Origin of the sequence: Ensifer sp. B1-9 (assembly GCF_050474445.1) — a bacterium.
Lineage (GTDB): Bacteria > Pseudomonadota > Alphaproteobacteria > Rhizobiales > Rhizobiaceae > Ensifer.
Map to the genome: position 1 here is coordinate 43,004 of NZ_JBCHVG010000005.1, position 25,120 is coordinate 68,123.

The 25,120-nt window shown below is 63.9% G+C and carries 24 protein-coding genes; 12 read left to right on the plus strand and 12 right to left on the minus strand.

Going from position 1 to position 25,120, the window contains the following annotated elements:
- Positions 1-22: 22 nt before the first annotated feature.
- Genes ACQ5BM_RS10120 through ACQ5BM_RS10130 form a run of 3 tightly spaced genes read left to right on the plus strand, consistent with a single transcriptional unit; the run spans position 23 to position 3,353 of the window.
- Complete coding sequence (locus tag ACQ5BM_RS10120) at positions 23-1,840, plus strand: ABC transporter ATP-binding protein (RefSeq protein ID WP_429810611.1); 1,818 nt, start codon at positions 23-25, stop codon at positions 1,838-1,840.
- 24 nt (positions 1,841-1,864) lie between these two features.
- Positions 1,865-2,683 (plus strand): 4-hydroxy-tetrahydrodipicolinate reductase, encoded by an 819-nt coding sequence (dapB, locus tag ACQ5BM_RS10125; protein WP_429810613.1) that lies wholly within the window; start codon positions 1,865-1,867, stop codon positions 2,681-2,683.
- Between the two features lie 34 nt (positions 2,684-2,717).
- Positions 2,718-3,353, plus strand: a complete 636-nt coding sequence (locus ACQ5BM_RS10130) for a 2,3-bisphosphoglycerate-dependent phosphoglycerate mutase (protein WP_429810615.1) — start codon at positions 2,718-2,720, stop codon at positions 3,351-3,353.
- Between the two features lie 110 nt (positions 3,354-3,463).
- Here the strand turns inward: ACQ5BM_RS10130 and ACQ5BM_RS10135 are convergent, their stop codons facing one another.
- Both ACQ5BM_RS10135 and ACQ5BM_RS10140 read right to left on the minus strand, forming a co-directional pair.
- Complete coding sequence (locus tag ACQ5BM_RS10135; RefSeq protein WP_429810617.1) at positions 3,464-4,351, minus strand: methylated-DNA--[protein]-cysteine S-methyltransferase; 888 nt, start codon at positions 4,349-4,351, stop codon at positions 3,464-3,466.
- 105 nt (positions 4,352-4,456) lie between these two features.
- Positions 4,457-4,954, minus strand: a complete 498-nt coding sequence (locus tag ACQ5BM_RS10140; RefSeq protein ID WP_429810619.1) for a DUF2244 domain-containing protein — start codon at positions 4,952-4,954, stop codon at positions 4,457-4,459.
- A 22-nt stretch (positions 4,955-4,976) separates the two neighbouring features.
- Between ACQ5BM_RS10140 and nth the strand changes: the two genes are divergently transcribed.
- Entirely contained in the window at positions 4,977-5,753 is a 777-nt protein-coding gene (gene nth / locus ACQ5BM_RS10145; RefSeq protein WP_429810621.1) for an endonuclease III, read from the plus strand.
- Between the two features lie 25 nt (positions 5,754-5,778).
- Here the strand turns inward: nth and ACQ5BM_RS10150 are convergent, their stop codons facing one another.
- Positions 5,779-6,372 (minus strand): TetR/AcrR family transcriptional regulator, encoded by a 594-nt coding sequence (locus ACQ5BM_RS10150; RefSeq protein ID WP_429810623.1) that lies wholly within the window; start codon positions 6,370-6,372, stop codon positions 5,779-5,781.
- Between the two features lie 66 nt (positions 6,373-6,438).
- On the opposite strand from ACQ5BM_RS10150, the gene ACQ5BM_RS10155 reads away from it, so the two are divergent.
- Complete coding sequence (locus ACQ5BM_RS10155) at positions 6,439-6,867, plus strand: VOC family protein (protein WP_429810625.1); 429 nt, start codon at positions 6,439-6,441, stop codon at positions 6,865-6,867.
- Between the two features lie 86 nt (positions 6,868-6,953).
- Positions 6,954-7,946 (plus strand): adenosine kinase, encoded by a 993-nt coding sequence (locus ACQ5BM_RS10160; protein ID WP_429810627.1) that lies wholly within the window; start codon positions 6,954-6,956, stop codon positions 7,944-7,946.
- A 39-nt stretch (positions 7,947-7,985) separates the two neighbouring features.
- On the opposite strand, the gene ACQ5BM_RS10165 is transcribed toward ACQ5BM_RS10160, so the two are convergent.
- Positions 7,986-8,537, minus strand: coding sequence for an SH3 domain-containing protein (locus tag ACQ5BM_RS10165; protein ID WP_429810629.1), 552 nt, complete (start codon positions 8,535-8,537; stop codon positions 7,986-7,988).
- Positions 8,538-8,719: 182 nt separating this feature from the next.
- Between ACQ5BM_RS10165 and ACQ5BM_RS10170 the strand changes: the two genes are divergently transcribed.
- A complete protein-coding gene (locus ACQ5BM_RS10170; RefSeq protein ID WP_077962855.1) occupies positions 8,720-9,724 on the plus strand; it encodes a 2-hydroxyacid dehydrogenase in 1,005 nt (334 codons plus the stop codon).
- A 51-nt stretch (positions 9,725-9,775) separates the two neighbouring features.
- On the opposite strand, the gene ACQ5BM_RS10175 is transcribed toward ACQ5BM_RS10170, so the two are convergent.
- The 3 genes from ACQ5BM_RS10175 to recF form a co-directional block, all read right to left on the minus strand.
- The gene (locus tag ACQ5BM_RS10175) at positions 9,776-10,246 is read right to left on the minus strand and encodes a GNAT family N-acetyltransferase (RefSeq protein ID WP_429810631.1); all 471 of its coding nucleotides are present in this window, start codon (positions 10,244-10,246) and stop codon (positions 9,776-9,778) included.
- A 7-nt stretch (positions 10,247-10,253) separates the two neighbouring features.
- Positions 10,254-11,015, minus strand: coding sequence for a molybdopterin-synthase adenylyltransferase MoeB (locus ACQ5BM_RS10180; RefSeq protein WP_429810633.1), 762 nt, complete (start codon positions 11,013-11,015; stop codon positions 10,254-10,256).
- A gap of 136 nt (positions 11,016-11,151) precedes the next feature.
- Positions 11,152-12,276 (minus strand): DNA replication/repair protein RecF, encoded by a 1,125-nt coding sequence (gene recF, locus ACQ5BM_RS10185; protein WP_429810634.1) that lies wholly within the window; start codon positions 12,274-12,276, stop codon positions 11,152-11,154.
- 204 nt (positions 12,277-12,480) lie between these two features.
- Between recF and ACQ5BM_RS10190 the strand changes: the two genes are divergently transcribed.
- Together ACQ5BM_RS10190 and ACQ5BM_RS10195 are read left to right on the plus strand one after the other, a co-directional pair.
- Complete coding sequence (locus ACQ5BM_RS10190; protein ID WP_429810635.1) at positions 12,481-13,125, plus strand: DUF47 domain-containing protein; 645 nt, start codon at positions 12,481-12,483, stop codon at positions 13,123-13,125.
- Positions 13,125-14,129, plus strand: coding sequence for an inorganic phosphate transporter (locus tag ACQ5BM_RS10195; protein ID WP_429810637.1), 1,005 nt, complete (start codon positions 13,125-13,127; stop codon positions 14,127-14,129). Before ACQ5BM_RS10190 ends, ACQ5BM_RS10195 begins: the two co-directional genes overlap by 1 nt.
- A gap of 45 nt (positions 14,130-14,174) precedes the next feature.
- Here the strand turns inward: ACQ5BM_RS10195 and ACQ5BM_RS10200 are convergent, their stop codons facing one another.
- Entirely contained in the window at positions 14,175-15,584 is a 1,410-nt protein-coding gene (locus ACQ5BM_RS10200; protein WP_429810639.1) for a serine hydrolase, read from the minus strand.
- A gap of 121 nt (positions 15,585-15,705) precedes the next feature.
- Positions 15,706-16,605 carry a LysR family transcriptional regulator gene (locus ACQ5BM_RS10205; RefSeq protein WP_429810641.1) on the minus strand — a complete coding sequence of 300 codons (900 nt, stop codon included), beginning with the start codon at positions 16,603-16,605 and terminating at the stop codon, positions 15,706-15,708.
- 143 nt (positions 16,606-16,748) lie between these two features.
- On the opposite strand from ACQ5BM_RS10205, the gene ACQ5BM_RS10210 reads away from it, so the two are divergent.
- From ACQ5BM_RS10210 to ACQ5BM_RS10220, 3 genes are all read left to right on the plus strand, one after another.
- Complete coding sequence (locus ACQ5BM_RS10210) at positions 16,749-17,498, plus strand: SDR family oxidoreductase (protein ID WP_429810643.1); 750 nt, start codon at positions 16,749-16,751, stop codon at positions 17,496-17,498.
- Positions 17,499-17,694: 196 nt separating this feature from the next.
- Positions 17,695-18,330, plus strand: a complete 636-nt coding sequence (locus tag ACQ5BM_RS10215) for a DUF1326 domain-containing protein (RefSeq protein ID WP_429810644.1) — start codon at positions 17,695-17,697, stop codon at positions 18,328-18,330.
- A 4-nt stretch (positions 18,331-18,334) separates the two neighbouring features.
- Positions 18,335-19,222 carry a DUF2182 domain-containing protein gene (locus ACQ5BM_RS10220; RefSeq protein ID WP_429810646.1) on the plus strand — a complete coding sequence of 296 codons (888 nt, stop codon included), beginning with the start codon at positions 18,335-18,337 and terminating at the stop codon, positions 19,220-19,222.
- Between the two features lie 62 nt (positions 19,223-19,284).
- Here ACQ5BM_RS10220 and dnaJ read toward each other — a convergent pair whose 3' ends face one another.
- The 3 genes from dnaJ to ACQ5BM_RS10235 form a co-directional block, all read right to left on the minus strand.
- Positions 19,285-20,415 carry a molecular chaperone DnaJ gene (gene dnaJ, locus ACQ5BM_RS10225; RefSeq protein WP_429810648.1) on the minus strand — a complete coding sequence of 377 codons (1,131 nt, stop codon included), beginning with the start codon at positions 20,413-20,415 and terminating at the stop codon, positions 19,285-19,287.
- Between the two features lie 249 nt (positions 20,416-20,664).
- Positions 20,665-22,587 carry a molecular chaperone DnaK gene (gene dnaK / locus ACQ5BM_RS10230; protein ID WP_429810650.1) on the minus strand — a complete coding sequence of 641 codons (1,923 nt, stop codon included), beginning with the start codon at positions 22,585-22,587 and terminating at the stop codon, positions 20,665-20,667.
- 262 nt (positions 22,588-22,849) lie between these two features.
- Positions 22,850-25,114 carry a transglycosylase domain-containing protein gene (locus ACQ5BM_RS10235; RefSeq protein WP_429810652.1) on the minus strand — a complete coding sequence of 755 codons (2,265 nt, stop codon included), beginning with the start codon at positions 25,112-25,114 and terminating at the stop codon, positions 22,850-22,852.
- Positions 25,115-25,120: the final 6 nt, after the last annotated feature.

Consider the following 25,120-nt stretch of genomic DNA (forward strand, 5'->3'; position numbering starts at 1 on the left):
GGGTCCAGGGAAGACGGGCTTTTTGAGCGCCAGCAATAGAAAACAGCACGCGGTCGATTCCGATACGATCAGCGGAATTCTGAAACGGGTCATTGCGGAAAACGGTCGCGAACACATTCGCGGCTATGTCTTTGCTATCGCCTGTCTGGCTGTCGTTGCCGCAACAACCGGATTCACGGCTTCGATCATGGAAACCGTGATCAACGAGGCCTTCGCCAACAAGCGAGCGGACATCGTCCTGCTCGTCTGCGGCGCGATCCTTGCGGCCTTCGTGTTGCGCGGCTTCGCCACCTACGGCCAGGCCGTTGCCCTGTCGAAGATCGGCAACAACATCGTTGCGCGTTACCAGCGCCGGCTCTACGCCCATCTGATGGCGCTGAGCGTCGGCTATTTCAACGAGACACGATCGGCACAGCTTGCGGCCCAGATCAGCCAGAACGTCAGCGGTATTCGCGACGTTCTCAATCTCACGGTCACGTCGATCGCCCGCGATCTTCTGACCCTGATCGGTCTCGTCGGCGTCATGTTCGCCAAGGACTGGCTGCTGTCGATCATCGTCTTCGTGGCAGCGCCGCCATTACTGCTCGGCCTGCGCTACGTTTCCAGGCGCCTGCGTTCGGCGACGCGCGAATCGATCGAAGTCAACAGCCGCGTTCTCGGCGCGATGCAGGAAACGATCCAGGGCATCACCATCGTCAAGGCCTTCACCATGGAAGGCGAACTGCGCGGCAAGGTCGAGGCCATCATCGATCGGGCCGAGAACCGGGCGAACCGCATCGCGCGCTTAAGCGAGCGCACGGCACCGATGACCGAGACCTTCGCCGGCCTCGCGATTTCCGCCGTTCTCGCCTATTCCGCCTTCCGCTCGATCTATGCCGACGTGCCGCCCGGCGCCTTCTTCGCCTTCGTGGTGGCCCTGCTGATGGCTTACGATCCGGCCCGCCGGCTGGCGCGGCTGCAGGTCTCGCTGGAACGGGCCGCCGTCAATGCCCGCATGGTCTATGAAATCCTCGACACCGTGCCGCACCAGCGCGACAAGCCCGATGCCAAGGAGCTGGCCTTCACCGGCGCCGCCGTGGAGCTACGCGATGTCCGCTTCCAATACGCCAATGGCGACGAGGTTCTGAAAGGCGTCAGCTTCGTCGCCGAAGGCGGCAAGACGACGGCGCTCGTCGGTCCCTCCGGCGCCGGCAAATCGACGGTCATCAGCCTCATCCCGCGGTTCTATGATCCGGCTTCCGGCCAGATCCTGATCGATGGACAGGACATCGCCGACGTCACCAAGCAGTCGCTGCGCCAGGGCATCGCCTATGTCTCGCAGCAACCCTATCTCTTCGAAGGATCGATCCGCGACAACATCCGCTACGGCCGCATCGACGCGACCGACGCGGAGATCGAGGAAGCCGCACGGCTTGCCTATGCGCATGATTTCATTTTGGCGCAGCCGCAGGGTTACGACACTCCCGTCGGCGAGAACGGCATGACGCTTTCCGGTGGTCAGCGTCAGCGCCTGTCGATCGCCCGCGCGCTCGTGCGCAACGCCCCGATCCTGCTGCTCGACGAGGCCACCTCGGCGCTCGATACCGAATCGGAAGCCGCCGTGCAGAAGGCACTCGATCACGCCATGAACGGCCGCACGGTGATCGTCATCGCGCATCGCCTCTCGACCGTCGTCAATGCCGACAAGATCATCGTCATGAAGGATGGTTCCGTTGTCGAGGAGGGGACGCATGCCGACCTTGCACGGCGACCGGAGGGTCTCTACGCTCGGCTGCACAATCTCCAGGGTCAGTCGCCTGAGGCCAAGGCTCCCGAAGCGCCGGCCGGCGCCGAAATCTAAAAACGGACGAGAAGGAAATCACCGATGGGCGAAACCGATATGAAGCTCGTGGTGGTGGGTGCCGCTGGCCGCATGGGCCAGACGCTGATTCGCACGGTTCACGCGATGGGTGGCGTCAGCCTGCACGCCGCCATCGAACGCCCGGGTTCCCCCTTCATCGGCCGTGACGCCGGCGAACTGGCCGGTCTCGGACCGATCGGCGTGCCGGTCACCGACCAGCCGCTCGAGGCTTTCGTCGAGGCCGAAGGCGTGCTTGATTTCACGGCGCCGGCGGGCACAGTCGAGTTCGCCGGCCTCGCGGCCCAGGCCCGTATCGTTCATATCATTGGGACCACCGGCTGCTCGGCCGACGACGAGGCGAAGATTCGCGCCGCCGCGCGCCACGCCCGCATCGTCAAGTCGGGCAACATGAGCCTCGGCGTGAACCTGCTCGGCGTGCTCACGGAGAAGGCGGCGCGGGCCCTCGACCCCGCCAACTGGGACATCGAAATCCTCGAAATGCATCACAAGCACAAGGTGGATGCGCCCTCGGGCACGGCGCTGCTTCTTGGCGAAGCGGCGGCAAGGGGCCGCGGCATCAGCCTTGCCGACAATTCGGTGCGCGTGCGTGACGGCCATACCGGCCCGCGTCCGGCCGGCACGATCGGTTTTGCGACGCTGCGGGGCGGCTCGGTCGTTGGCGAGCATTCGGTCATTCTCGCCGGCGAAGGCGAGCAGGTGACGCTGTCGCACAGCGCTACGGATCGTTCCATCTTCGCGCGTGGCGCCGTCACCGCCGCGCTTTGGGCCCGCGACCAGAAGCCCGGCTTTTACTCCATGCTCGATGTTCTCGGGCTCAACTGACCTTTTCACTCTCAAGTCTCAAGGGGAATTCGACATGAGCGGTACTCTCGTCCTCGTCCGGCATGGCCAGAGCGACTGGAACCTCAAGAACCTGTTCACCGGCTGGCGCGATCCGGACCTGACGGAACTCGGCGTCGAGGAAGCCAAGGCCGGCGGCAAGGCGCTTGCCGACTACGGCATCAAATTCGACATCGCCTTCACCTCGGCCCTCGTCCGCGCCCAGCGCACCTGCCAGTTCGTGCTCGACGCCGTCGGCCAGTCCTCGCTCGAAACGATCCGCGACCAGGCGCTGAATGAGCGCGACTACGGCGATCTCGCGGGCCTCAACAAGGACGACGCACGTGAGAAGTGGGGCGAGGAGCAGGTGCATGTCTGGCGCCGCTCCTACGACGTTCCGCCTCCGGGCGGCGAAAGCCTGCGCGACACCGGCGCCCGCGTCTGGCCCTATTACCTGACCGAGATTCTGCCGCGCGTGCTGTCCGGCCAGAAGGTCCTGGTTGCCGCCCACGGCAACTCGCTGCGCTCGCTGGTCATGGTGCTCGACCGCCTGACCAAGGAGCAGATCCTGAAGCTCAACCTCGCGACGGGCGTGCCGATGGTCTACAAGCTCAATGCCGACTCGACCGTCGCTTCCAAGGAAGTGCTGGGCGACATGTCCGGCGCCCACTGAGCGCTCCCGGAATGCAGAATGAAGAAGGGGCGCCGCGCGGGCGCCCTTTTTGTTTTGCCAAGCAGTTCCAGGAAACGTGTGAAACGGTCCGTCCGGAACTGTGTGACCTATCAGATCGTGCCCTCCGCCGCCTTTCCGGCCTCCCATCCGAGGATCGCGCGCTTGCGCGTCAGACCCCAGTGATAGCCGGTGAGGTCCCCGCTCTTGCCGAGCGCGCGATGGCAGGGGACCACGAAGGAGATCGGGTTGCGGCCGACGGCAGCACCGACCGCGCGCGACGCCGTCGGCTGGCCGATGTTTCCGGCGATGTTCGAATAGGTGGTGGCGCAGCCGAGCGGGATCCTCAACAGCGCCTGCCACACCCGGATCTGGAAATCGGAGCCGATCAGGAAGATGCGCAGCGGCTCGTCCGGGCGCCAGCGCGACGGATCGAAGATGCGCGCAGCATAGTAGGCGGTCGCCGCGCTGTCCTCGATGTAGCTGGCGTTCGGCCAGCGCTGCGCCATGTCGTCGAAGCTCGCCTGTTCGCCGCCGGCATCGTTGAAGGCAAGGCCGGCAAGTCCCCGCTCGGTGATCATCACGAGCGCGGTGCCGAAGGGGGAGGGGTGGTAGCCGTAGCGGATCGTCAGACCTTCGCCGCGCGCCTTCCATTCGCCGGGTGACATCGCCTCGTGGGTCACGAACAGGTCGTGCAGGCGGCTCGGTCCTGATAGCCCCACCTCGATGCTGGTTTCGAGCAGCGGCATGTCTTCCTTGCGCAGCAGACGTTTGGCATGGTCGAGCGTCACGGCCTGAATGAAGGCTTTCGGCGAAAGCCCCGCCCAGCGGGTGAAGACCTTCTGAAGCTGCGTCGGCGATTGTTTCAGGCGCTGCGCCACGGTTTCGAGCGACGGCTGGTCGCGATAGTCCTCGGTCAGCATTTCGATCACGCGGCTGACCGTATCGTAGTCGGTGCCTTTCGGCGTGATGTCTGTAGGTACGGATGTCGCAATGTTCATGGCTCTTCTCCTGTCGTGCCACAGGTAACCATTTGGCGGTCCCGGCAACCACCCGAAACTTGAGCGAATGCGCGGATTTGGATCCCTTTTGTCGGTCGGCGGGCGTCAGCGGCGGCGAACGGTCGCAAGCGCGCCCGAAAGCGCGACCGCGAAGGTCTCGCGGTCGTCGCGATTGAGAAACGAACCGATATCGGTCCGCCGGCCACCGCCACTGATCGTCATCGAGACGATGCCGATCTCCTGGTGCCGGGCGACGTTGAAGCGCGCCCAGAAAGGATTGAACCGGTGTTCGGTGATCTTTCCGGAGGGGGTGAACTTACGCACGGAAACATCGGTCCTGGAAACGCTGACCTCCTCGCGGCTGAGTGACGAGCGATTGTTCAGCCAGAAGGCGCCGAAGAGCAGCAGATAGTCGAGGCCGAAGAAGAACACGACCGGCCAGGCGCCGATGACGAAGAAGACGAAGGCGTGCACGAGGCTCAAAAGCCCGGCGATCAGAAAGAAGATCTTGAAGCCGCGGCGCCCGAGCGAGCGATAGGGCGTGAGCTCGGCGGTGAAGACCGGCGCATCTTCGGGCGGGGTGGTGACGTTGCCATTGGTCATGACCTTTGACTATAGATGCATCATGAAAAACGTGAAGCTGAAATTGCCCGTTGGCGCCGCAAAACCGAAGTCGGCGACCGCTCGCCGCGCGACTCCGCGCGTGAAGAGCCTCTATAGCCGGGACGAGCTCAAGGAGATCTTCCGCCGCTTCTCGATCCAGCGGCCGGAGCCGAAGGGAGAGCTGGAGCACGTCAATCCGTTCACGCTGGTCGTCGCCGTGGCGCTTTCGGCGCAGGCGACCGATGCCGGCGTCAACAAGGCGACGCGGGCGCTCTTCGCCGTCGCCGATACGCCGGAGAAGATGCTGGCGCTCGGGGAGGAGAAGCTCCGGGACTACATCAAGACCATCGGTCTCTACCGCAACAAGGCGAAGAACGTCATCGCGCTCAGCGAAAAGCTGATCCGCGATTTCGGCGGAGAGGTGCCCCGCACGCGCGAAGAGCTGGTGACCTTGCCCGGCGTCGGCCGCAAGACCGCCAATGTGGTGCTCTCCATGGCTTTCGGCCAGTCGACGATTGCCGTCGACACCCACATCTTCCGCATCGCCAACCGGCTCTGTCTGGCGCCGGGCAAGACGCCGGACGAGGTGGAAGACAAGCTGATCAAGATCATCCCGGACGAGTATCTCTACCACGCGCACCACTGGCTGATCCTGCACGGGCGCTATTGCTGCAAGGCGCGCAAGCCCGAATGCGAACGCTGCGTCATCGCCGATCTCTGCAAGTCGCCGGAAAAGACCTGCGATATCCCGGCGCCGCTCGTCGAACTGCCGCCGCAGACCATCTCCGCCGCAAGCTGAGACTACGACCTCGGCGGGATTGGCGTCAGGCCGACACCATCCGATCGATCAGCGTGCCGATCGTCTCCGCATAGATCTCGCGCGACGCGCCGTCGGCGATGTCGAGGGCTGCGCGATCGAATGCCGCCGAGAGCAGCGATGCCATGGCGGATAGTTTCTCGCGTTTGGGAGCTGCCGGCGCCATCGCTTCGGCAAGGCCTTCCGCCAGGGTTCTCTGCGCATTGGCCGCGTCGATCGCCACCATGTCCTGCCTGCCGAGCACCGCCGGGCCGTCGAGCAGCAGCAGGCGGATCCGGCCCGGCTCGCGCATTGCGTCGAAATAGGCGCGGGCACCGACCTTCAGCGCCTCGCGCGGCGTCAGGCCATCGGCCGTCGCCTGCTCGATCGATGCCGCCACGGCGCCTGCTTCGCGCTCCGCCACGGCGCGGAACAGCGCCTTCTTGTCTTCGAAGTGGTGATAGAGCGCGCCGCGGGTCAATCCGGCGGCGGCGACGATGTCGGGCGTGGAGGTATCGGCATAACCCCTGGTGACGAAGAGGCCACGGGCGGCATCAAGGATCGCGGCGCGCGTCGTGTCGGATCGCTCACGGTTGGAGCGGCGGGAGTTCTCCTGTTGCATACATTCAGCCTGTATGTTAATTGGATACATACAGATTGTATGATATTGCGCGAGCGAGGGAAAGCCATGAAATCGACGAGCTACTATCCGGTCATCATGACATCAGATGTTGCCGGAACCGCCGCCTTCTACATCGAGCATTTTCGCTTCCAGGCGCTCTTCACCAGCGACTGGTATGTGCATCTGCAGTCGGTCGAAGACGACCACGTGGCGCTGGCCGTGCTCGACTACCGTCACGAGACAATCCCGGAGGAGGCGCGCGCTCCGACCCGCGGTCTTCTCTTGAATTTCGAGGTCGAGGATCCGGACCGCATCTATGCTGAGGCGCTTGCCGCCGGCTTGCCGATCCTCAAGACGTTGCGCGACGAGGACTTCGGCCAGCGTCATTTCATCACCGCCGACCCGAACGGCGTGCTGATCGATGTCATCAAGCCCATTCCGCCGAGCGCCGATTTCGCCGCCGCATATGATGAAAGCGCGCTTCCTACGGCGTGAGGAGCCGGCACGCGTCTTTTGTCTTCCAAATGGCCGGAAAACCGGTATTAACGAACACCGGCCATCACGGAGACCGGACGAGGTTCATGACAAAATACGACGTGCTGACGATCGGCAATGCCATCGTGGATATCATCGCGCGCTGCGACGACGCCTTTCTCAATGAAAACGGCATCATAAAGGGCGCCATGAACCTCATCGATGCCGAACGCGCCGAGTTGTTGTACTCGCGCATGGGCCCGGCGGTCGAAGCGTCCGGCGGCAGCGCCGGCAATACGGCAGCCGGTGTCGCCAGCCTCGGCGGCCGTGCCGCCTATTTCGGCAAGACCGCGAGCGACCAGCTCGGCGAGATCTTCGCGCACGACATCCGCGCCCAGGGCGTTTACTTCGAGACGAAGCCGCTCGAAAGCGTGCCGCCGACCGCGCGCTCGATGATCTTCGTCACCGAGGACGGCGAGCGTTCGATGAACACCTACCTCGGCGCCTGCGTCGAGCTTGGCCCCGAGGACGTTGAGGCTGACGTCGTCGCCCAGTCCAAGGTGACCTATTTCGAAGGCTATCTATGGGACCCGCCGCGGGCCAAGGACGCGATCCGCGAAACCGCCCGGATCGCCCACGAAAACGGCCGCGAAACCGCGATCACGCTCTCGGACAGCTTTTGCGTCCACCGCTACCGCGACGAGTTCCTCGAGCTCATGCGTTCCGGCACGGTCGATATCGTCTTCGCCAACAAGCAGGAAGCGCTGGCGCTCTACGAGACCGAGGATTTCGATCTGGCGCTGGAAAAACTCTCGAACGATTGCAAGCTCGCCGCCGTGACGCTCAGCGAGGAAGGGTCCGTGGTCGTGCGTGGAGAAGAGCGGGTCCGCGTCGGCGCAAAGCCGATCGCCCAAGTCGTCGATACCACCGGCGCCGGCGATCTCTATGCTGCGGGCTTCCTGTACGGCTACACGACCGGACGCTCGCTCGAAGATTGCAGCAAGCTTGGCAACCTCGCCGCTGGCATCGTCATCGGTCAGATCGGACCACGGCCGATGGTGTCGCTGGCAACCGCCGCCAAGCAGGCCGCTCTCGACTGATTCGCCCTGATTTGAATCTTGCGAAAAGCGGGTGCGGCCTTACTTGAAGGCCTCGCCCGGATAGGCACCCCAGAGCTCGCTCTGGGCGATCCAGCCTTCGACGCCCTGCGTCTCGACATGGCACCAGTCGCCATTGCACTCGCCGACACGCACGATGACGCCAGGTTCCATGCGGGCGGTGATCGGGGCCGTTCCCTGCGGGTCGCGGCGCATGTTGACGAAGACGCCTTCGCCCTTGCCGCGCATCCAGGGCGCTGCCACCGCCGTGCGGTCGCCGGAAAGCAGCGCCTGGTTCACCCAGCCTTCGGTGCCGTCGGCATCGCGGATACGGCGCCAGTTATCGTATTCCTGGATGATCTCCACCGGCACGCCGGGCTTCATGTAGCGGAACGCGACCGCGTAATCGACGCTCGGGCCGATCCTGAGATTGACGCTCTTGGACTTGAGGCTGACGAATCGCGGCAGCGGCAGTCCGCTGGCGCCCTTGGCGGCTTGAGCGTAAGCCGCCGACGTCATGATCCCGGCGCCAAGGCAGGCGGCGATCAACGAGAACGAGAATCTGGAAATGACATGACGCATGACGAAGCTCATTATCCGTGGCAATAGCTCATGCAGGCGCAGTTTATTCGAGGCCCAGTCCGCGGGCTGAAATCGCGGGGACGACGACGCGAGTTTTGTTTGTCTTCCCGGTGGGGTCTGGTAGAAAATGCGGCTACAGGGAGAAAGTATCGCCCAACTTGGTTAAAGACCCGTCAACAAGGCCCGTCGCAGCAATGACAAGCAAGAAGAAGCCCACGGTCTACATCACCCGCAAATTGCCGGATATCGTCGAGACGCGCATGCGCGAACTCTTCGACGCGGAGTTGAACATCGACGACACGCCGCGCAGCCAGCCGGAGCTTGTCGCGGCGGTGAAGCGCGCCGACGTGCTGGTGCCGACGGTGACCGATCGCATCGATGCGGCGCTGATCGAGCAGGCCGGCCCGCAACTGAAGCTGATCGCCAGCTTCTCGAACGGCGTCGACAACATCGATGTCGATGCCGCCGCGCGCAAGGGCATCACCGTCACCAACACGCCGAACGTGCTGACCGAAGACACGGCCGACATGGCGATGGCTCTGATTCTCGCGGTTCCGCGACGGCTCGCCGAAGGTGCGCAGATCCTGACCGACCGCAAGGGCGAATGGGCCGGCTGGTCGCCGACCTGGATGCTTGGCCGGCGCATTGCGGGAAAGCGCATCGGCATCGTCGGCATGGGCCGGATCGGCACCGCCGTTGCCCGCCGTGCCAAGGCCTTCGGCCTCTCGATCCACTACCACAACCGCCACCGGGTAAAGGCGGAGACCGAAGAGATGCTGGAGGCGACCTACTGGGACAGCCTCGACCAGATGCTTGCCCGCGTCGATATCGTTTCGGTCAACTGCCCGTCGACGCCGGCGACCTATCATTTGCTCTCGGCCCGCCGCCTGGCGCTGATGCGACCTGACAGCTACATCGTCAACACCGCCCGTGGCGGCATCATCGACGAGACGGCGCTGATCAAGTGCCTGCGCGAAGGCAAGATCGCCGGCGCCGGTCTCGACGTCTTCGAGAACGAGCCGGCCGTCAATCCGAAGCTGATCAAGCTCGCCGGCGAAGGCAAGGTCGTGCTGCTGCCGCACATGAGCTCGGCGACGCTGGAGGGCCGGATCGACATGGGCGACAAGGTGGTGATCAACATCCGCACCTTCTTCGACGGTCACCGCCCGCCGGACCGCGTGCTTCCGGGCCGCGATTGATCGCGAAACAGCGCGCGGCTCCGACATGCCGCTGTCCGTCCGGATTGAAAGCTAGAGCGTCTTGCGCATCTCGATTGCCGTCGGCCGGGTAAAGCCGGGATGGCACATCGTGCCGCTCTGGACGAATCCCCAGGCGGCAAAGGCGCGGTGGTTGTCGACGAGTTCAATGCGGGTCAGCAGCCGCAGTGCGGGAAGGCCGAGGGATCGCGCCGTCATTTCCGCTTCCGCGAGCAGCAGTCGGCCGATGCCCTTTCCTTGTGTCTGCGGAGCAACGGCGAGCTTGCCGATATAGAGACAATCGGCCTCGGGTTTGCAGAAGATGCAGCCGACGAGCCTTTCGCCGTCGCTGACGCCGAAGGCGATCTCGTCAGCGATCTTTTGCCGGAGCGATTCGATGTTCAATGCATGCGCCGACGAGGGCGGGTCGATCTGCCCGTCCATGTAGGAGAAGGCACCGAGGATAAGCGCCAGCAACGCCTCGTGCCGGTCGAATGTTTCGTCGATGCGAAAGATCTGTACCATGGTCGGCCTATGCTCTGCGACGATAGCGGATGGTGTTGAACTGCGCCGTCAGCGCGTCATACATCAACAGCCGCCCGACGAGCGGCTCGCCGAAACCGGCAATCACCTTGATCGCTTCCATCGCCTGGAGCGTGCCGATGACGCCGGTCAAGGCGCCGACGATGCCCGCTTCGGCGCAGGAGGGCACGACGCCCGCCGGCGGCGCTTCGGGAAAGAGATCGCGATAGGAGGGGTTCGGCCGGCCGTCCGCGCCGGCCTTGTACGGCATCAGCACCGTCAGCGATCCGTCGAAGCGACCGACGGCGCCGGTCACCAGCGGAATGCCCACCTTGGCCGCCGTATCGGCTGCGAGGTAGCGCGTGTCGAAATTGTCCGAGCCGTCGATCACCAGGTGATATTGCCGGAACAGCGCCTCGGCATTGTCGGGGTTAAGCCTGATCTGGTGGCCTTCGACGACGACATGCGGATTGAGCGAGACAATTGCTTCCGCCGCCCGCTCGACCTTGGCGCGGCCGATGTCCTCGGTGCGATGGATGACCTGTCGCTGCAGGTTGGAGAGCGAAACGGTGTCGTCGTCGACGATACCGATGCGACCGATGCCGGCGGCCGCGAGGTAGTGCAGCACCGGCGCGCCGAGACCACCGGCGCCGATGACCAACACGTTCGCCGCCTTCAGCTTCTGCTGGCCGGCGCCGCCGATTTCCGGAAGCACGATATGGCGGGCGTAGCGCGAGATCTCCGATTGGTCGAGCTTGTTCTCACCGGTCATGGCAACATCCTCCTCGGCGGCGGCCGATCTCTAGATCTTGGGTCGGCTCGGCCAAATCATAAACGTGATCGACGCCCATGAGGGAGAGCGGGTTCCGTGCGAAAAACCGCAAACACTTTCCTCATCCGGCTCCTGCTTATCCCGTAACGCTGCCGTGCGAAACGGTCAGGAAGCGGCCGCGATCGCCAAGTGCCTCGAACATCGCCTGGTCCGTGCCGGTCATGAAGGCCTGGCCGCCGAGGCCGTCGACGAGGTCGAACAGGGCCGCGCGCCGGTTGATGTCGAGATGCGCTGCGATCTCGTCGAGCAGAAGTATCGGCGCGTGGCCGGTCATGTCGCCGACGAGACGTGCATGCGCCAGCACCAGGCCGACGAGCAGCGCCTTCTGCTCACCGGTCGAGCAGCGTGCCGCCTCCATATCCTTCTCGCGGTGGCGAACGAGCAGGTCGCTCCGATGCGGCCCGTCGAGCGTGCGGCCTGCCGCTGCGTCGCGCGGCCGTCCATCCCGCAGCATCGTCAGATATTGCTCTTCGAGATCATAGGCCGGGCGATGACCTTCGTCGTCGAGAAATCCGGATAGCGCCAGCCGCGCCGACGGAAAAACATCGCCGTCCACGTTCCGTTCGACGAGCGCGGTGAGCAGGCCGAGCATTTCCTGCCGCGCCAGCGCCATGGAAACGCCGAGGCCAGCCATCTCGCGTTCGATCGCGGTCAGCCAGGCCGGGTCCGGGCGAAACTCGGTCAGCAGGCGGTTGCGGCTGCGCATCGCACGGTCGAACTCGCTGGCGCGGCGGCCATGTTCCGGATCAAGCGAAAGCACCAGCCGATCGAGAAAGCGCCGCCGATCGGAAGAGGGCCCGGTGAAGAGGCCGTCCATCGACGGGGTCAGCCAGAGGACGCGCAGGTGATCGGTCAGCTCGTCGACGCTCGCCGCTGCCGTTCCGTTGAGCCGCAGTCGTCGGGACTGCCCCTCGGTCACGCCGGCGGTGCCGGTACCGATTTCGACCGGCCCGTCCATGCCCTCGACAGCGGCAAAGACAGAGAAGCCGTCACCGGCGCCGACACGTGTGACATCGGCATAGGCCGCACGCCGTAAGCCCCGACCGGGAGAGAGGAACGAGACTGCCTCCATCAGGTTGGTCTTGCCGGCGCCGTTCTCTCCCGTCAGCACCACGTGGCGCTGGTCGAGCTCCAGCGAGAGGGCCGCATAGTTGCGGAACTCCGTGAGCTTCAGGCGGTTGAGAAAGACCTTGTGTGGCATCGGCAGTCCGGATTCGAGGTTGGGCGCCAGCTAGGACGAAAGCAGGCGCCAAGGCAAGGTGAAACGGCATACCTGTCCATATCGGTGCAACTTGGCCGATTTCGGCGGGGGAAAGGCGACAAACCCCTTGGATCAGGTGCTTTTCTTGGGCGCTCCGGTCCAATATGACAGTTTCATGACAATCCACGAATGGACATATTTGTGATGCTGGCTTGGTTCCGCAAACTACTTCCCCGCGAGGATCGCTTTTTCGAGCTTTTCGCAAAACACTCGCTCACCGTCGTCGGCGCCGCCGAGGCGCTCGACAAGCTGCTTGCCGGCGGCGATGACATGGAGAAACAGTGCGACCGCATCGTCGCGCTCGAAGATGAAGCGGACCACATCACTGCCGAAGTGCTGCTGGCAGTCCGTCGCTCCTTCATCACGCCCTTCGACCGCGGCGACATCAAGGACCTGATCCAGTCGATGGACGACGCCATCGACATGATGCACAAGACGGTCAAGACGATCAGGCTCTACGAACAGAAGAGCTTCGAACCCGGCATGCGCGAAATGGGCGCGATCGTCGGCCGGGCTGCGCACCTGATTGCCGAGGCTGTCCCGCTGCTGGATCGCATCGGCGCCAATCACGACCGCCTTATCGCCATCGCCGAGGAGGTCACCCGCATCGAGGGACATTCCGACGAACTGCACGAGCAAGGCCTCAAGGAGTTGTTCCACCGCTACGGCACGGGCAACGCGATGGCCTATATCGTCGGCAGCGAGATCTATGGCCAGCTGGAAAAAGTCATCGACCGGTTCGAGGACGTTGCCAATGAAATCAGCGGCATCGTGATCGAGAACGTCTGATGGATGCGACGCTCGCCTTTCCGTTGCTCGCGGGATTGATCGCCATCGCGCTGTTCTTCGACTTCCTGAACGGCTTGCACGATGCGGCCAACTCCATCGCGACGATCGTCTCGACGCGGGTGCTCAGGCCGCAATATGCGGTCCTATGGGCGGCCTTTTTCAACTTCATCGCCTTCCTGTTCTTCGGTCTGCACGTGGCCGAGACGCTCGGCAAGGGCATCATCGATCCCGGCATCGTGACACCGCTGGTGATTTTCTCGGCGCTCATGGGGGCGATCGTCTGGAACATCGTCACCTGGCTGTTCGGCATTCCGTCGAGCTCGTCGCACGCGCTGATCGGCGGCCTTGTCGGCGCCGGCCTTGCCAGCACGGGCTTCAATTCCATCGTCTGGACTGGTCTTCTCAAGACCGTCGGCGCCATCTTCATGTCGCCGGCGATCGGCTTTTTCCTGGCGCTGATGCTGGTGCTGATCGTCTCCTGGCTGTTCGTGCGGCAGACGCCCTTTGCCGTCGATCGCACCTTCCGCGTGATGCAGTTCGTCTCGGCGTCGCTCTATTCTCTCGGTCACGGTGGCAATGACGCGCAGAAGACCATGGGCATCATCGCCGTTCTGCTCTTCTCGCAAGGGTATCTCGGTTCGGAGTTCTACGTTCCCTTCTGGGTCGTGATCACCTGCCAGGCGGCGATCGCGCTCGGCACGCTGTTCGGCGGCTGGCGCATCGTTCACACCATGGGCTCGAAGATCACCAGGCTCAATCCGATGCAGGGTTTCTGTGCCGAAACGGGCGGAGCGATCACGCTCTTTGCCGCCACCTGGCTCGGCATTCCGGTTTCGACGACGCACACCATCACCGGCGCGATCATCGGCGTCGGCGCGGCGCGGCGCGTCTCGGCCGTGCGTTGGGGGCTTGCAGGCAATATCGTGATTGCCTGGTTCATCACCATGCCGGCGGCAGCGGCGATCTCGGCCCTCGCCTACTTCACGATCGATCTGCTGTTCTGATCGATACAGGGACCATCTCCCGCCTTTTGGGGCGGGAGATATGCATCATTTCTCTACGCGCGGCGCAGGGCTGTCCCGCCCGCCCTGATGCAAGGTCAGGCTTTCGGCGCGGGTGCCGTTGAGCGTGAAGCTGATCTGCGCATCGATGAGCTTCGCAAAGAACCGATGCTCGGCCTCCGGAAGGATTTCAAGCCGGTCCTGGCCGGTTGCCTGGGCAAACAGCCGATTGCCATCACGGAAGATCGTCAGGTCGAAACCTGGCGCCAGCCTGTAGGTGCCGAGATAGGCATCGTAGGTCGCCGGATCGACCGTTATGGCAGTGCGCCGGACGGCGGCGGGCGCAAGCGGGACGTTCCGGTTGAGCAGATGTTGGCCGATATCGTCGACGCCCACTTCGGTCGACGTGTTCGACAGGGCGACGACGCCGATCCCGGTCGACGGACGGTAGCCGACGAAGGATCGATAGCCGCCAGTGCCGCCATTGTGCCAGATCACCCGCTCGTCGCCCTTACCGGAAATCACCCAGCCCAGCGCCTGCTCGCCCGCGTCCTCGCCGAGCGGCTGGCGTGTCGCCAGCAGGGTGGCGAAGGCGGACGCCAATGGTGATTGCGTTTTCCCCATGGCGGCCTCGAGGAAGATCAGCAGGTCTTCCGCGGTGGAGCGCAGGGCACCGGCCCCCTGCAGCGCGTTGAGATCCCAGTCTCTCACCGGCTCCAGTGCCGCATCGTGGCCCGTTGCCCGGTGTTCGGACCAGTCGGGCTGCGGCGTGATGGCCGTATCCTTGAGGCCGAGCGGCTTGGCGATGCGTCTTCCGACAAGATCCTCATAGGAAAGCCCGGCCTTCAGCGCCAGCACGTGGCCGAGAAGCCCCGCGCCGAGATTGGAGTATTCGTGCTCGACGCCCGGGCGGCGCAGCGGTTTGTGGCCGGAGAGAAAGCTGTAGAGCCTGGTGGTGTCGTAGTCCGCATAGGGATTGGTGATGTCGGCCGGCGCCAGGTTGCTCGGTAGCCGCGGCAAGCCCGACATGTGCGTCGCCAGGTCTGCCAGCGTGATCGGAACCTGCTTGTCCTCCGGCATGGTCACGCCGGACGGCAGCAATGTCGAGACGGGCATATCGAGGCCGAGCGTACCTCTCTCGACCGCGTCGGCGAGCAGCAGTGCGGTGAATACCTTGGTGACCGAGCCGATCTCGAACACGGTGCGCCCATCGACGGGACGCCGGTCGCCTTTGGCGGGATGGCCGTGCGCGACGATGCGCCGGCCATTGGCGTCGGTGATGCCGACGACGATGCCGATCGACTGTTGCTGCTTGTCGATGCGGTCGGTCAGAATATCCAGGATTTCGGCATCGGTCGGGGCCGTGGAAGGGGAACCCGCATGGGCGGTGGTGCAAAGCGTCATGACGACGATCCAGTTCAGAAAGAAGGTCCGCATGATGAAAAGATAGGAAGCCAATCTTTGGTTGCAAAGGTGGAGAGGATGCCAGCCGGCGTCGATCAAGCTTCTGACGAGACTTGATCGGCAATCGGTGAGGAACCATCGCCGGCAACGATTGCGCCGAGGTTGCAGGAATGCGTCACGGATCCCAATAGGGCGGATCGCCGAACGCTTCCTTCAGATGTTGGGCGATGGCCCGGAGCTTGGCCGAGACCCGTCGGCCTTCCGGATGAGCCATATAGATGAATTCGGGCTCCGGGCGCAGCCCGACATCGATCTCGCGCAGTTGCCCTTCGCGCACCGCGGGACCGGCGATGAAGGCGGGCAGCAGCGCGATGCCAAGTCCGGCGACGGCGGCATCGTGCATCATGTCGCCATTGTTCATGCCGAGCGCCAGGCGCGCCCGGACGACCGTTGCCCCTGAAGGTCCCTCGAACCGCCAGTCGGCCGCGCCGCGATTGGTGTAGAAGATGCCGCGATGGCCTCCGAGGTCGGCAAGCGAAGCCGGCGTGCCGTGGCGCCCGAGATAATCCGGCGCGGCGACGAGCAGACGCCGGCTTCCCGCAAGCTTCCAGACGACCAGGCGAGAATCGGCGATCACGCCGTGGCGGACGATCGCGTCATAGCCTTCCGACGCCGCGTCCACCCGGCGGTCGTCGAGATCGAGCGTCAGTTCGATTTCCGGATGGCGCGCCAGGAACGGATAGAGTGCTGGACCGAGATGCCGGCGGCCGAAACTGACAGGCGCAGCGATCCTGAGCGGTCCCGTCAGGAGCCCGCGGCGTTCGGCAAGATCGCTGGCAGCGGCCTGCACCTCACCGACGATCCGGACGGCACGCTCGCGGAAGGCGATGCCATCCTCGGTGAGCGTCAGCTTACGCGTCGTGCGATGGAGCAGCGTGGCGTTGAGCGTCCGCTCCAGCTCTGCAACCCTTTCGCTGACGACGGATTTCGACAGACGCAGGCGCCGCGCCGCTTCGCTGATCGAGCCGGCTTCGGCGACCGCAACAAAGGCGGCTATTCCTTCGATTTTCATCATCGTTCGGCTTTTCCGAATTCGAGTTCCAGAATTGGAAGACTAATCCGAACGATCGTGTTCCGCCATATTTCTCAGCATCCGAGGACGACGGTTCCAGCCAATCGAACCGACCTCTTCTTCAACCCAGCAAGAGGACTTTCATCATGTCACGTTTAGAGAACAAGACGGCACTGATCACCGGCGGCACCAGCGGCATCGGCCTCGAAACCGCGCGCCAGTTCATTGCCGAAGGCGCAAGGGTCGCCGTGACCGGCACCAATCCGAAGAACATCGCCGAAGCTCGTGCGATCCTTGGCGAGGCGGCCCTCATCATCGAGGCGGATGCCGGTAATGTCGCCGGTCAAGCGGCGGTCGCCGAAAAGATCCGCGCCGCCTTCGGCACGCTCGATATCTTGTTCGTCAATGCCGGCATCGCCAAGCTGCAGCCGATCGAACAGTGGGACGAAGAAAGTTTTGACCGTTCGCTCGCCATCAACCTCAAGGGACCGTATTTCCTGATCCAGGCGCTGCTGCCTGTTTTCTCGAAGCGGGCTTCGGTCGTGCTCAACACTTCGATCAACGCCCATATCGGCATGCCGACGTCGAGCGTCTATGCGCTGACCAAGGCGGGACTTCTCTCGCTGGCGCGCACGCTGTCCGGCGAGCTCATCGGCCGCGGCATCCGGGTGAATGCCGTCAGCCCCGGTCCGATCCGCACGCCGCTCCATGATGGTCACGCCCCGACGCCCGAGGAAAACAGGCAGGTTGTGGATGCCATCGCCGCGCAGATCCCGCTTGGCCGCTTCGGCGACCCGAGCGAGATCGCCAAGGCGGTCGTCTTCCTCGCCTCCGACGAAGCCACCTTCACCGTCGGCGCCGAGTTGATCGTTGACGGCGGCATGGCGACGCTGTGATCGTGCTGGTGCCAGCGATCTGAACGGCCAGCGCACTCTCTTCAAGCGCCGCGTGTCCCACCGGATCCGCGGCGCTGTCGTGCTTGCCTCCGTTGGCAATGGGATAGGAGGAGAGTATATTTCTGCGGTCTAATGGAATGCATCCGTTCGCGGCGGAGCCGCGAGACGAACACCGATCAGATCCCGGGAGGAGACGATGACGAGTGTCAGATGGATGATGAAGGGGCGCGAGTTCATTCATTGCAACTGTGCCTATGGCTGCCCCTGCCAGTTCAATGCTTTGCCGACACAAGGTCATTGCAGTGCCATCGGCGCCTTCGAGATCGAGGAAGGCTATCACGGTGAGACGCGGCTCGACGGGCTTCGCTGCGGCCTGATCGCCGCCTGGCCGGGCGCGATCCATGAGGGGCGGGGGCAGGTGGTGCCGATCATCGACATCCGCGCCTCGGAGCCGCAGCGCAATGCGCTGCTGCGCATCATGAGCGGTGAGGATACCGAGCCGGGCGCAACCTTCTTCCAGGTCTTCGCGACCACCTTCGAGACCATGTACGATCCGGTCTTTGCCGAGATCGACTTCGACGTCGATGTGAGCGGGCGCACGGCACGGCTGAATGTGCCCGGCTGGATCACCGCGCGCGGCGAGCCGATCCTCAACCCGGTGACCGGTATCGCCCACCAGGCTCGCATCAATCTCCCGCAGGGTTTTGAATATGATCTCTGCGAAGTCGGACGCGGATGGGCCGACACGAAGGGCCCGCTGACTTTGGCGCTCGCGGACTCGCACGCCCATTTTGCCAGAACACACCTGACTGAAAGCGGCGTGATCCACTGACGCCATGAGGGATACGACGCTCGAAACTCTGCTGAGACGCGATCGCGCCATCGTCGTGGTGGCACTGGTCACGTTGACGGCAGTCAGTTGGCTCTACATCCTGTGGCTGGCGTCGGCCATGGCCACGGCTACGGCACCCGCGTCTTCCGGCAGCATGGATATGGGGTCTGGCATGGACATGGATATGCCCATGGACATGCCGATGAATATGCCCCCGGAGGCGCAAGATAAATCCATGACGTCAATGGCGACTGCGGCGGCCGGTCCCTGGACCACGGCGACCTTTGCCTACGCCTTTGTCATGTGGGCCGCGATGATGGTGGGCATGATGGTGCCGTCGGCAACGCCGATGATCCTGCTCTATGCCCGCGTCGGCCGCCAGGCGGCCGAGCAGGGAAAGCCCTTCGCCGCGACCAGCTACTTCGCTGGCGGCTATCTGCTGGCCTGGACCCTGTTCGCGCTGATTGCCGTTCTCGGGCAATGGCTCCTGGACCACGCTCTGCTGCTCACCCCGATGCTTTCGAGCGCCAGCCAGGCGATGAGCGGCGTTGTCCTGATTGCCGTCGGCCTGCTCCAGTGGACGCCGCTCAAGGAGCGGTGCCTCCGGCAATGCCGGGCGCCGCTGCTTTTCATCCAGAGCCACGGCGGTTTCCGCCGCGAGGCAGGCGCTGCCTTCGGCCTCGGGCTGCAGCATGGCCTCTATTGCGTTGGCTGCTGCTGGGCGCTGATGGCGCTTCTGTTCGTCGGCGGGGTGATGAACGTATTTTGGATCGCGGCGATCGCCATTTTCGTGCTCGCCGAAAAGGTCGTTCCCGGCGGCCGGCTCTTGTCCCGTGTCGCCGGGGTGGCGCTCGTCATGGCCGGGCTGTGGCAGCTTGCAGCCATGACGTAAAGCGCACAACGTCGCGCGCCATTTCCGGCGCGCAAGGTCGCTTTGGGAACGCTCGGAGCGCCTTATTCGCTCAGCGTGTCGAAGAAATCCTTCATCCGGGCGAAGAAGCCCGTCGATTCCGGATTGTTGTCCTTGGACGAGATCTGCTCGAATTCCTGCAGCAGTTCGCGCTGGCGCTTGGTCAGCTTCTGCGGCGTCTCGATCTGGATCTGGATGTAGAGGTCGCCGGACTGGGCCGAGCGCAGCACCGGCATGCCCTTGCCCTTGAGGCGGAACTGCTTGCCGGCCTGGGTACCCTCGGGAACCGTCACGCGCGACTTGGTGCCGTCGAGCGTCGTCACGTCAAACTTGCCGCCAAGGGCGGCCGTCGTCATCGAGATCGGCACGCTGCAATAGAGATCGGCACCATCACGCTGGTAGAATTCGTGCGGTCTGACCGAGAGGAAGATGTAGAGGTCGCCCGCCGGTCCGCCGCGAAGCCCCGCCTCGCCCTCGCCGGAAAGGCGGATGCGAGTTCCGTCCTCGATGCCGGCCGGAATGTTGACCGAGAGCGTGCGCTCTTCGGTGACGCGGCCCTGGCCATGGCACTTGCCGCAGGGATCGGTGATCGTCTGGCCGCGTCCGCCGCAGGTGGGGCAGGTGCGCTCGATCGAGAAGAAGCCCTGGGCGGCGCGCACACGGCCGGAACCGTGACAGGTGCCGCAGGTCTTCGGGCTCGTGCCGGGCTTGGCGCCGGAGCCGCTGCAGACGTCGCAGGTGATCGAAGTCGGGACGCGGATCTGCGCGGTCTTGCCGCTAAAGGCTTCTTCGAGCGAGATCTCCATGTTGTAGCGAAGATCCGCGCCGCGCTCGCGGCCGCCCGATGAGCGCCGCTGGCGTCCGCCGCCCATCATCTCGCCGAAGATGTCCTCGAAGATGTCGGAGAAGCCGCCGGCACCGCCGCCGCCGAAGCCGTTGCCCATGCCGCCTTGCTCGAAGGCCGCGTGACCGTAACGGTCGTACGCCGCGCGCTTCTGCGGGTCCTTGAGCGTCTCGTAGGCTTCGTTGATTTCCTTGAAGGTCTTCTCTGCTGCCGCGTCGCCGGGGTTCTTGTCCGGGTGATACTTCATCGCGAGTTTGCGGAAGGCGCTCTTCAGCTCCTTCTCATCGGCGTTCTTGGCAACCCCAAGCGTTTCGTACAGATCACGTTTCATTCGTCGAAGACTGTCCTATTGACAAGGCGTGCCAGCGCGAAGGCTCGGCGGCTGCCCGTTTACCTTGCCACCGATTTAGTAAACCTTGAAGCGCGATACCATAGCCCGAACGGCGGTAGACGCGGTTTTTTGTCGGAAAAGTAACGTTTGCAGCGGGTGGCGGCGCCTGTCGCCATGTTTGTCCGTCGCGCCGGGCTGTGCAGGCAACAAAAAACCCGGCGAACCCGGGCTTTTCGTCTGTTTGAAGACTTAGGCCGAACGCTTCCGGTCGTCCTCGTCGTTGACTTCTTCGTAGTCGGCATCGACGACGTCGCCATCGCGGGCGGCGTCTGCTGAGGCATCCGCGTGAGCCGCTTCAGCCTGCTGTGCTTCGTAGATCGCCTGGCCGAGCTTCATGGAAACTTCCATGAGCGTGTTGGTCTTGGCCTTGATGTCTTCGGCGTCCGGCTCGGAGGCTTCGACGGCGGTCTTCAGCGCAGCAATCGCGTCGGAGATCGCCTTGCGGTCGGTTTCCGAAACCTTGTCGCCGTAGTCCTTCAGCGACTTCTCGCTGGAGTGGATCAGGCTTTCGGCCTGGTTCTTGGCTTCGACACCTTCGCGGCGCTTCTTGTCGGACTCGGCATTGGCCTCGGCGTCCTTGACCATCTTCTCGATGTCGGCGTCGGAAAGACCGCCGGATGCCTGGATGCGGATCTGGTGTTCCTTGCCGGTACCCTTGTCCTTGGCCGAAACCTGCACGATGCCGTTGGCGTCGATGTCGAAGGTGACTTCGATCTGCGGCATGCCGCGCGGTGCCGGCGGAATGCCGACGAGGTCGAACTGGCCGAGCAGCTTGTTGTCGGCGGCCATTTCGCGTTCACCCTGGGAGACGCGGATCGTCACGGCCGACTGGTTGTCGTCGGCGGTCGAGAAGGTCTGCGACTTCTTGGTCGGGATCGTCGTGTTGCGCTCGATCAGGCGGGTGAAGACGCCACCGAGCGTTTCGATGCCGAGCGACAGCGGAGTGACGTCGAGCAGCAGGACGTCCTTGACGTCGCCCTGCAGAACGCCGGCCTGGATGGCAGCACCCATGGCGACCACTTCATCCGGGTTCACGCCCTTGTGCGGCTCCTTGCCGAACAGCTGCTTCACGGTTTCCTGAACCTTCGGCATGCGGCTCATGCCGCCGACGAGAACGACTTCGTCGATCTCGGCAGCCGAAACGCCGGCATCCTTGAGGGCTGCCTTGCACGGTGCGACGGTGCGCTGGATCAGGTCGTCGACGAGGCTTTCGAACTTGGCGCGCGACAGCTTCATCGTCAGGTGCTTCGGACCGGAAGCGTCAGCCGTGATGAACGGCAGGTTGATTTCGGTCTGCTGCGACGAGGACAGTTCGATCTTGGCCTTTTCGGCGGCTTCCTTGAGGCGCTGAAGGGCGAGCTTGTCGTTCTTCAGGTCGATGCCCTGTTCCTTCTTGAACTCGCCGGCAAGATACTCGACAAGACGCATGTCGAAGTCTTCACCGCCGAGGAAGGTGTCGCCGTTCGTCGACTTCACTTCGAAGACGCCGTCGCCGATTTCCAGGACCGAGATATCGAAGGTACCACCGCCAAGGTCGTAAACGGCGATCGTCTTGCCGTCCTTCTTGTCGAGGCCATAGGCCAGCGCTGCCGCGGTCGGCTCGTTGATGATGCGCAGAACTTCGAGACCGGCGATCTTGCCGGCATCCTTGGTTGCCTGGCGCTGAGCGTCGTTGAAGTAGGCCGGAACGGTGATGACGGCCTTTTCGACCTTTTCACCGAGATAGGATTCGGCCGTTTCCTTCATCTTCTGGAGGATCATGGCGGAGATCTGCGACGGCGAATAATCCTTGCCGTGCGCTTCGACCCAGGCGTCGCCATTGTCAGCCTTGATGATCTTGTAAGGAACCATGCCCTTGTCTTTTTGCGTGGTCGGGTCCTGGAAGGTCCGGCCGATCAGGCGCTTGATCGCAAAAAGCGTGTTTTCCGGATTGGTGACGGCCTGGCGCTTGGCCGGCTGGCCGACGAGACGTTCGCCGTCGTCGCTGAATGCCACCATCGAGGGGGTCGTGCGCGCACCCTCTGCGTTTTCGATCACCTTCGCATCTTTTCCGTCCATGACGGCGACGCAGGAGTTGGTCGTTCCCAGGTCAATACCAATAACTTTAGCCATGTCGTTCTCTCCTTGCAGCGGACTGTCGGAACCCGGTCAGGCATTCGTAAGACAGCCCCTAACGGGATGGTCTCAGGATTTCTTCGCAGCCGAGACTGCGCCGATGCGGCGTATATAAGGACCGGCGTTTCGGACTGCAAGGCATTCTGCGGGGCGTTTGGGGGCAAATGCAAGTGCGGGATTTGCCTAGCTGGAAATGGGCCATCCGCCGCCGGTGAGAAAGGCGCCAGTCGCACGCTTGTGGCGCCGGTCGCGCGCCGGCTCAACCGCCGGTCAAAATGTCGAAGAGGGTCGTGCGGCGCGTGGCACCCGTCGCCTGGCCGACATCGGCCGGTGGGACGAGGCCGCCATTGCTCTCGTCCGCGCTCTGGCCGCCCCATGCGCCGCCCTGGTCCACAGGACGCTGGCCGACCGCGACGGCGCCATCGACCCCGACAGGTGCTTCCGGAAACGCTTCCGGATCGCCCGAGACCAAGTCGCCGGCCGGTGCGCCCACGCCTTCGTCGAAGACCGGCTGCACGCCGGTCGTGCCGAAGAGCGGCGAGGGCGAGAGGCCTTCGTGGGCCGCCATCATGAAATCGTGCCAGGCCTTGGCCGGCAGGCCGCCGCCGGTGACCTTCTTCATCGACTTGCCGTCGTCGTTGCCGAACCAGACGCCGGTCGTCAGGTTCGAGGTGTAGCCGACGAACAGCGCGTCACGGAAGGATTGCGTCGTGCCGGTCTTGCCGGCCGCCTCCCAGCCCTTGAGCTGCGCCTTCTTGCCGGTGCCCTTGGTCAGCACCCTGGCCATCATCTGGTTCATTTCGCTGACGATTGCCGGGTCGAGCACGCGCGGCGGGTTGTCGTAGGTATTCTCGTAAAGCACCGTGCCGTCCGCTTTGGAGATGCGGCGGATCACATGCGGCGTCGCCTTGAAGCCGCCATTCATGAAGGGCGCGTAGGCCGAGGTCAGCTCGACGAGGCTGACTTCGGATGTGCCGAGCGCGATCGAGGCATTGGCCTGCATCTCGGAATCGATGCCGAGGCGGTGGGCGACCTTGACGACGTTCTGCGGCCCGACCTCCATCACCAATTGGGCGGCGATGGTGTTCAGCGAGTTGGCGAGCGCATCGGCGAGGGTCACCTCGCCGCGATATTTCTGGTCGTAATTCTCAGGCGTCCAGTTGCCGATACGGACCGGACCGTCGTTGCGGATCGACATCGGCGTGCGGCCGATTTCCATCGCGGCGGCATAGACGAATGGCTTGAAGGCCGAGCCCGGCTGCCGCTTCGCCCTGGAGGCGCGGTCGAACTGGCTCTCGGCATAGTCCTTGCCGCCGACGAGCGCCCGGATGGCGCCGGTGCCGTCGATCGAGACGAGCGCCGCCTGCGAAGCGTCGAGCTTCTTGCCGTCGGCATCAAGCGTGGCGCCGATCACCTCCTCGGCCTTCTTTTCGAGGTCGAGGTCGATCGTCGTGTCGATGACGAGATCTTCCTTGATCTCGCCGATCATGCCGGGAAGCTGGTCCATCACCATGTCGGCGACATAGTGTTCGGCGCCGGACCAGTAGCTCTTCGCCTTGGTCGGTGTCTGCGACATCGCCGTCTTGATCTCGCTGTCGGTGACGTAGCCTTCCTCGCGCATGGCGCCGAGAACGACCTGGGCGCGCTCTTCAGCCGCCTGCGGGTCGCGGGCCGGCGACAGGCGGGAGGGAGCCTTGAGCAGACCCGCCAGCAATGCGGCCTCGCCGAGGTTCACGTCGCGCGCCGACTTGTTGAAATAGCGCCGCGAGGCGGCTTCGACGCCATAGGCGTTTGAGCCGAAGAACACCCGGTTGAGATACATCGCCAGGATCTGGTCTTTGGAATATTTCTGCTCGAGCCAGAAGGCGAGCAGCACTTCCTGCACCTTGCGCTCGAGCGTGCGCTCCGGTGAGAGGAACAGGTTCTTGGCAAGCTGCTGCGTCAGGGTCGAGCCGCCCTGCGCCATGCGGCCGGTGGTGAGGTTCGTCAGCATGGCGCGGGCGAGACCCAGCGGATCGATGCCGAAATGCGAATAGAAGCGACGGTCCTCGATGGCGATGACGGCCTGGGGGATATAGGGCGACATGTTTTCGAGCGACAGCGCTTCGCCGCCGGTGGTGCCGCGGTTGGCGATGACGTCGCCACTGACCGCAAGGATCTTGACGTTCGGTGGCCGTTCGGGGATCGACCAGCTATCGGCACTCGGCATGCGCGCGCCGTAGTAGAGCACGAGGCCGCCGACGCCCATGGCGCCCCAGATGCCGAGCACGATGCACCAGTAGAACAGCGTGCGGACAAGGCCGATGAAGCCACCGCCGCCGGAGCTGCGCCGTGCGCTGCCGCGCTTGCCGGCTGCCTTCTTCTTGCCGTTGCCCTTCTTGCTGCTGCCCGAAGATTTGCCGCGGGGCGCCTTGCGGCTGCTGGTCACACGATCGCTGGCCTCGACGCGAAAATCGTCATCGTCGTCCTCGTCTCCGCCGAACGATGGCTCGATCCGCTGTCCTGACCTGCCGTTTGTTGCCATGCCGTT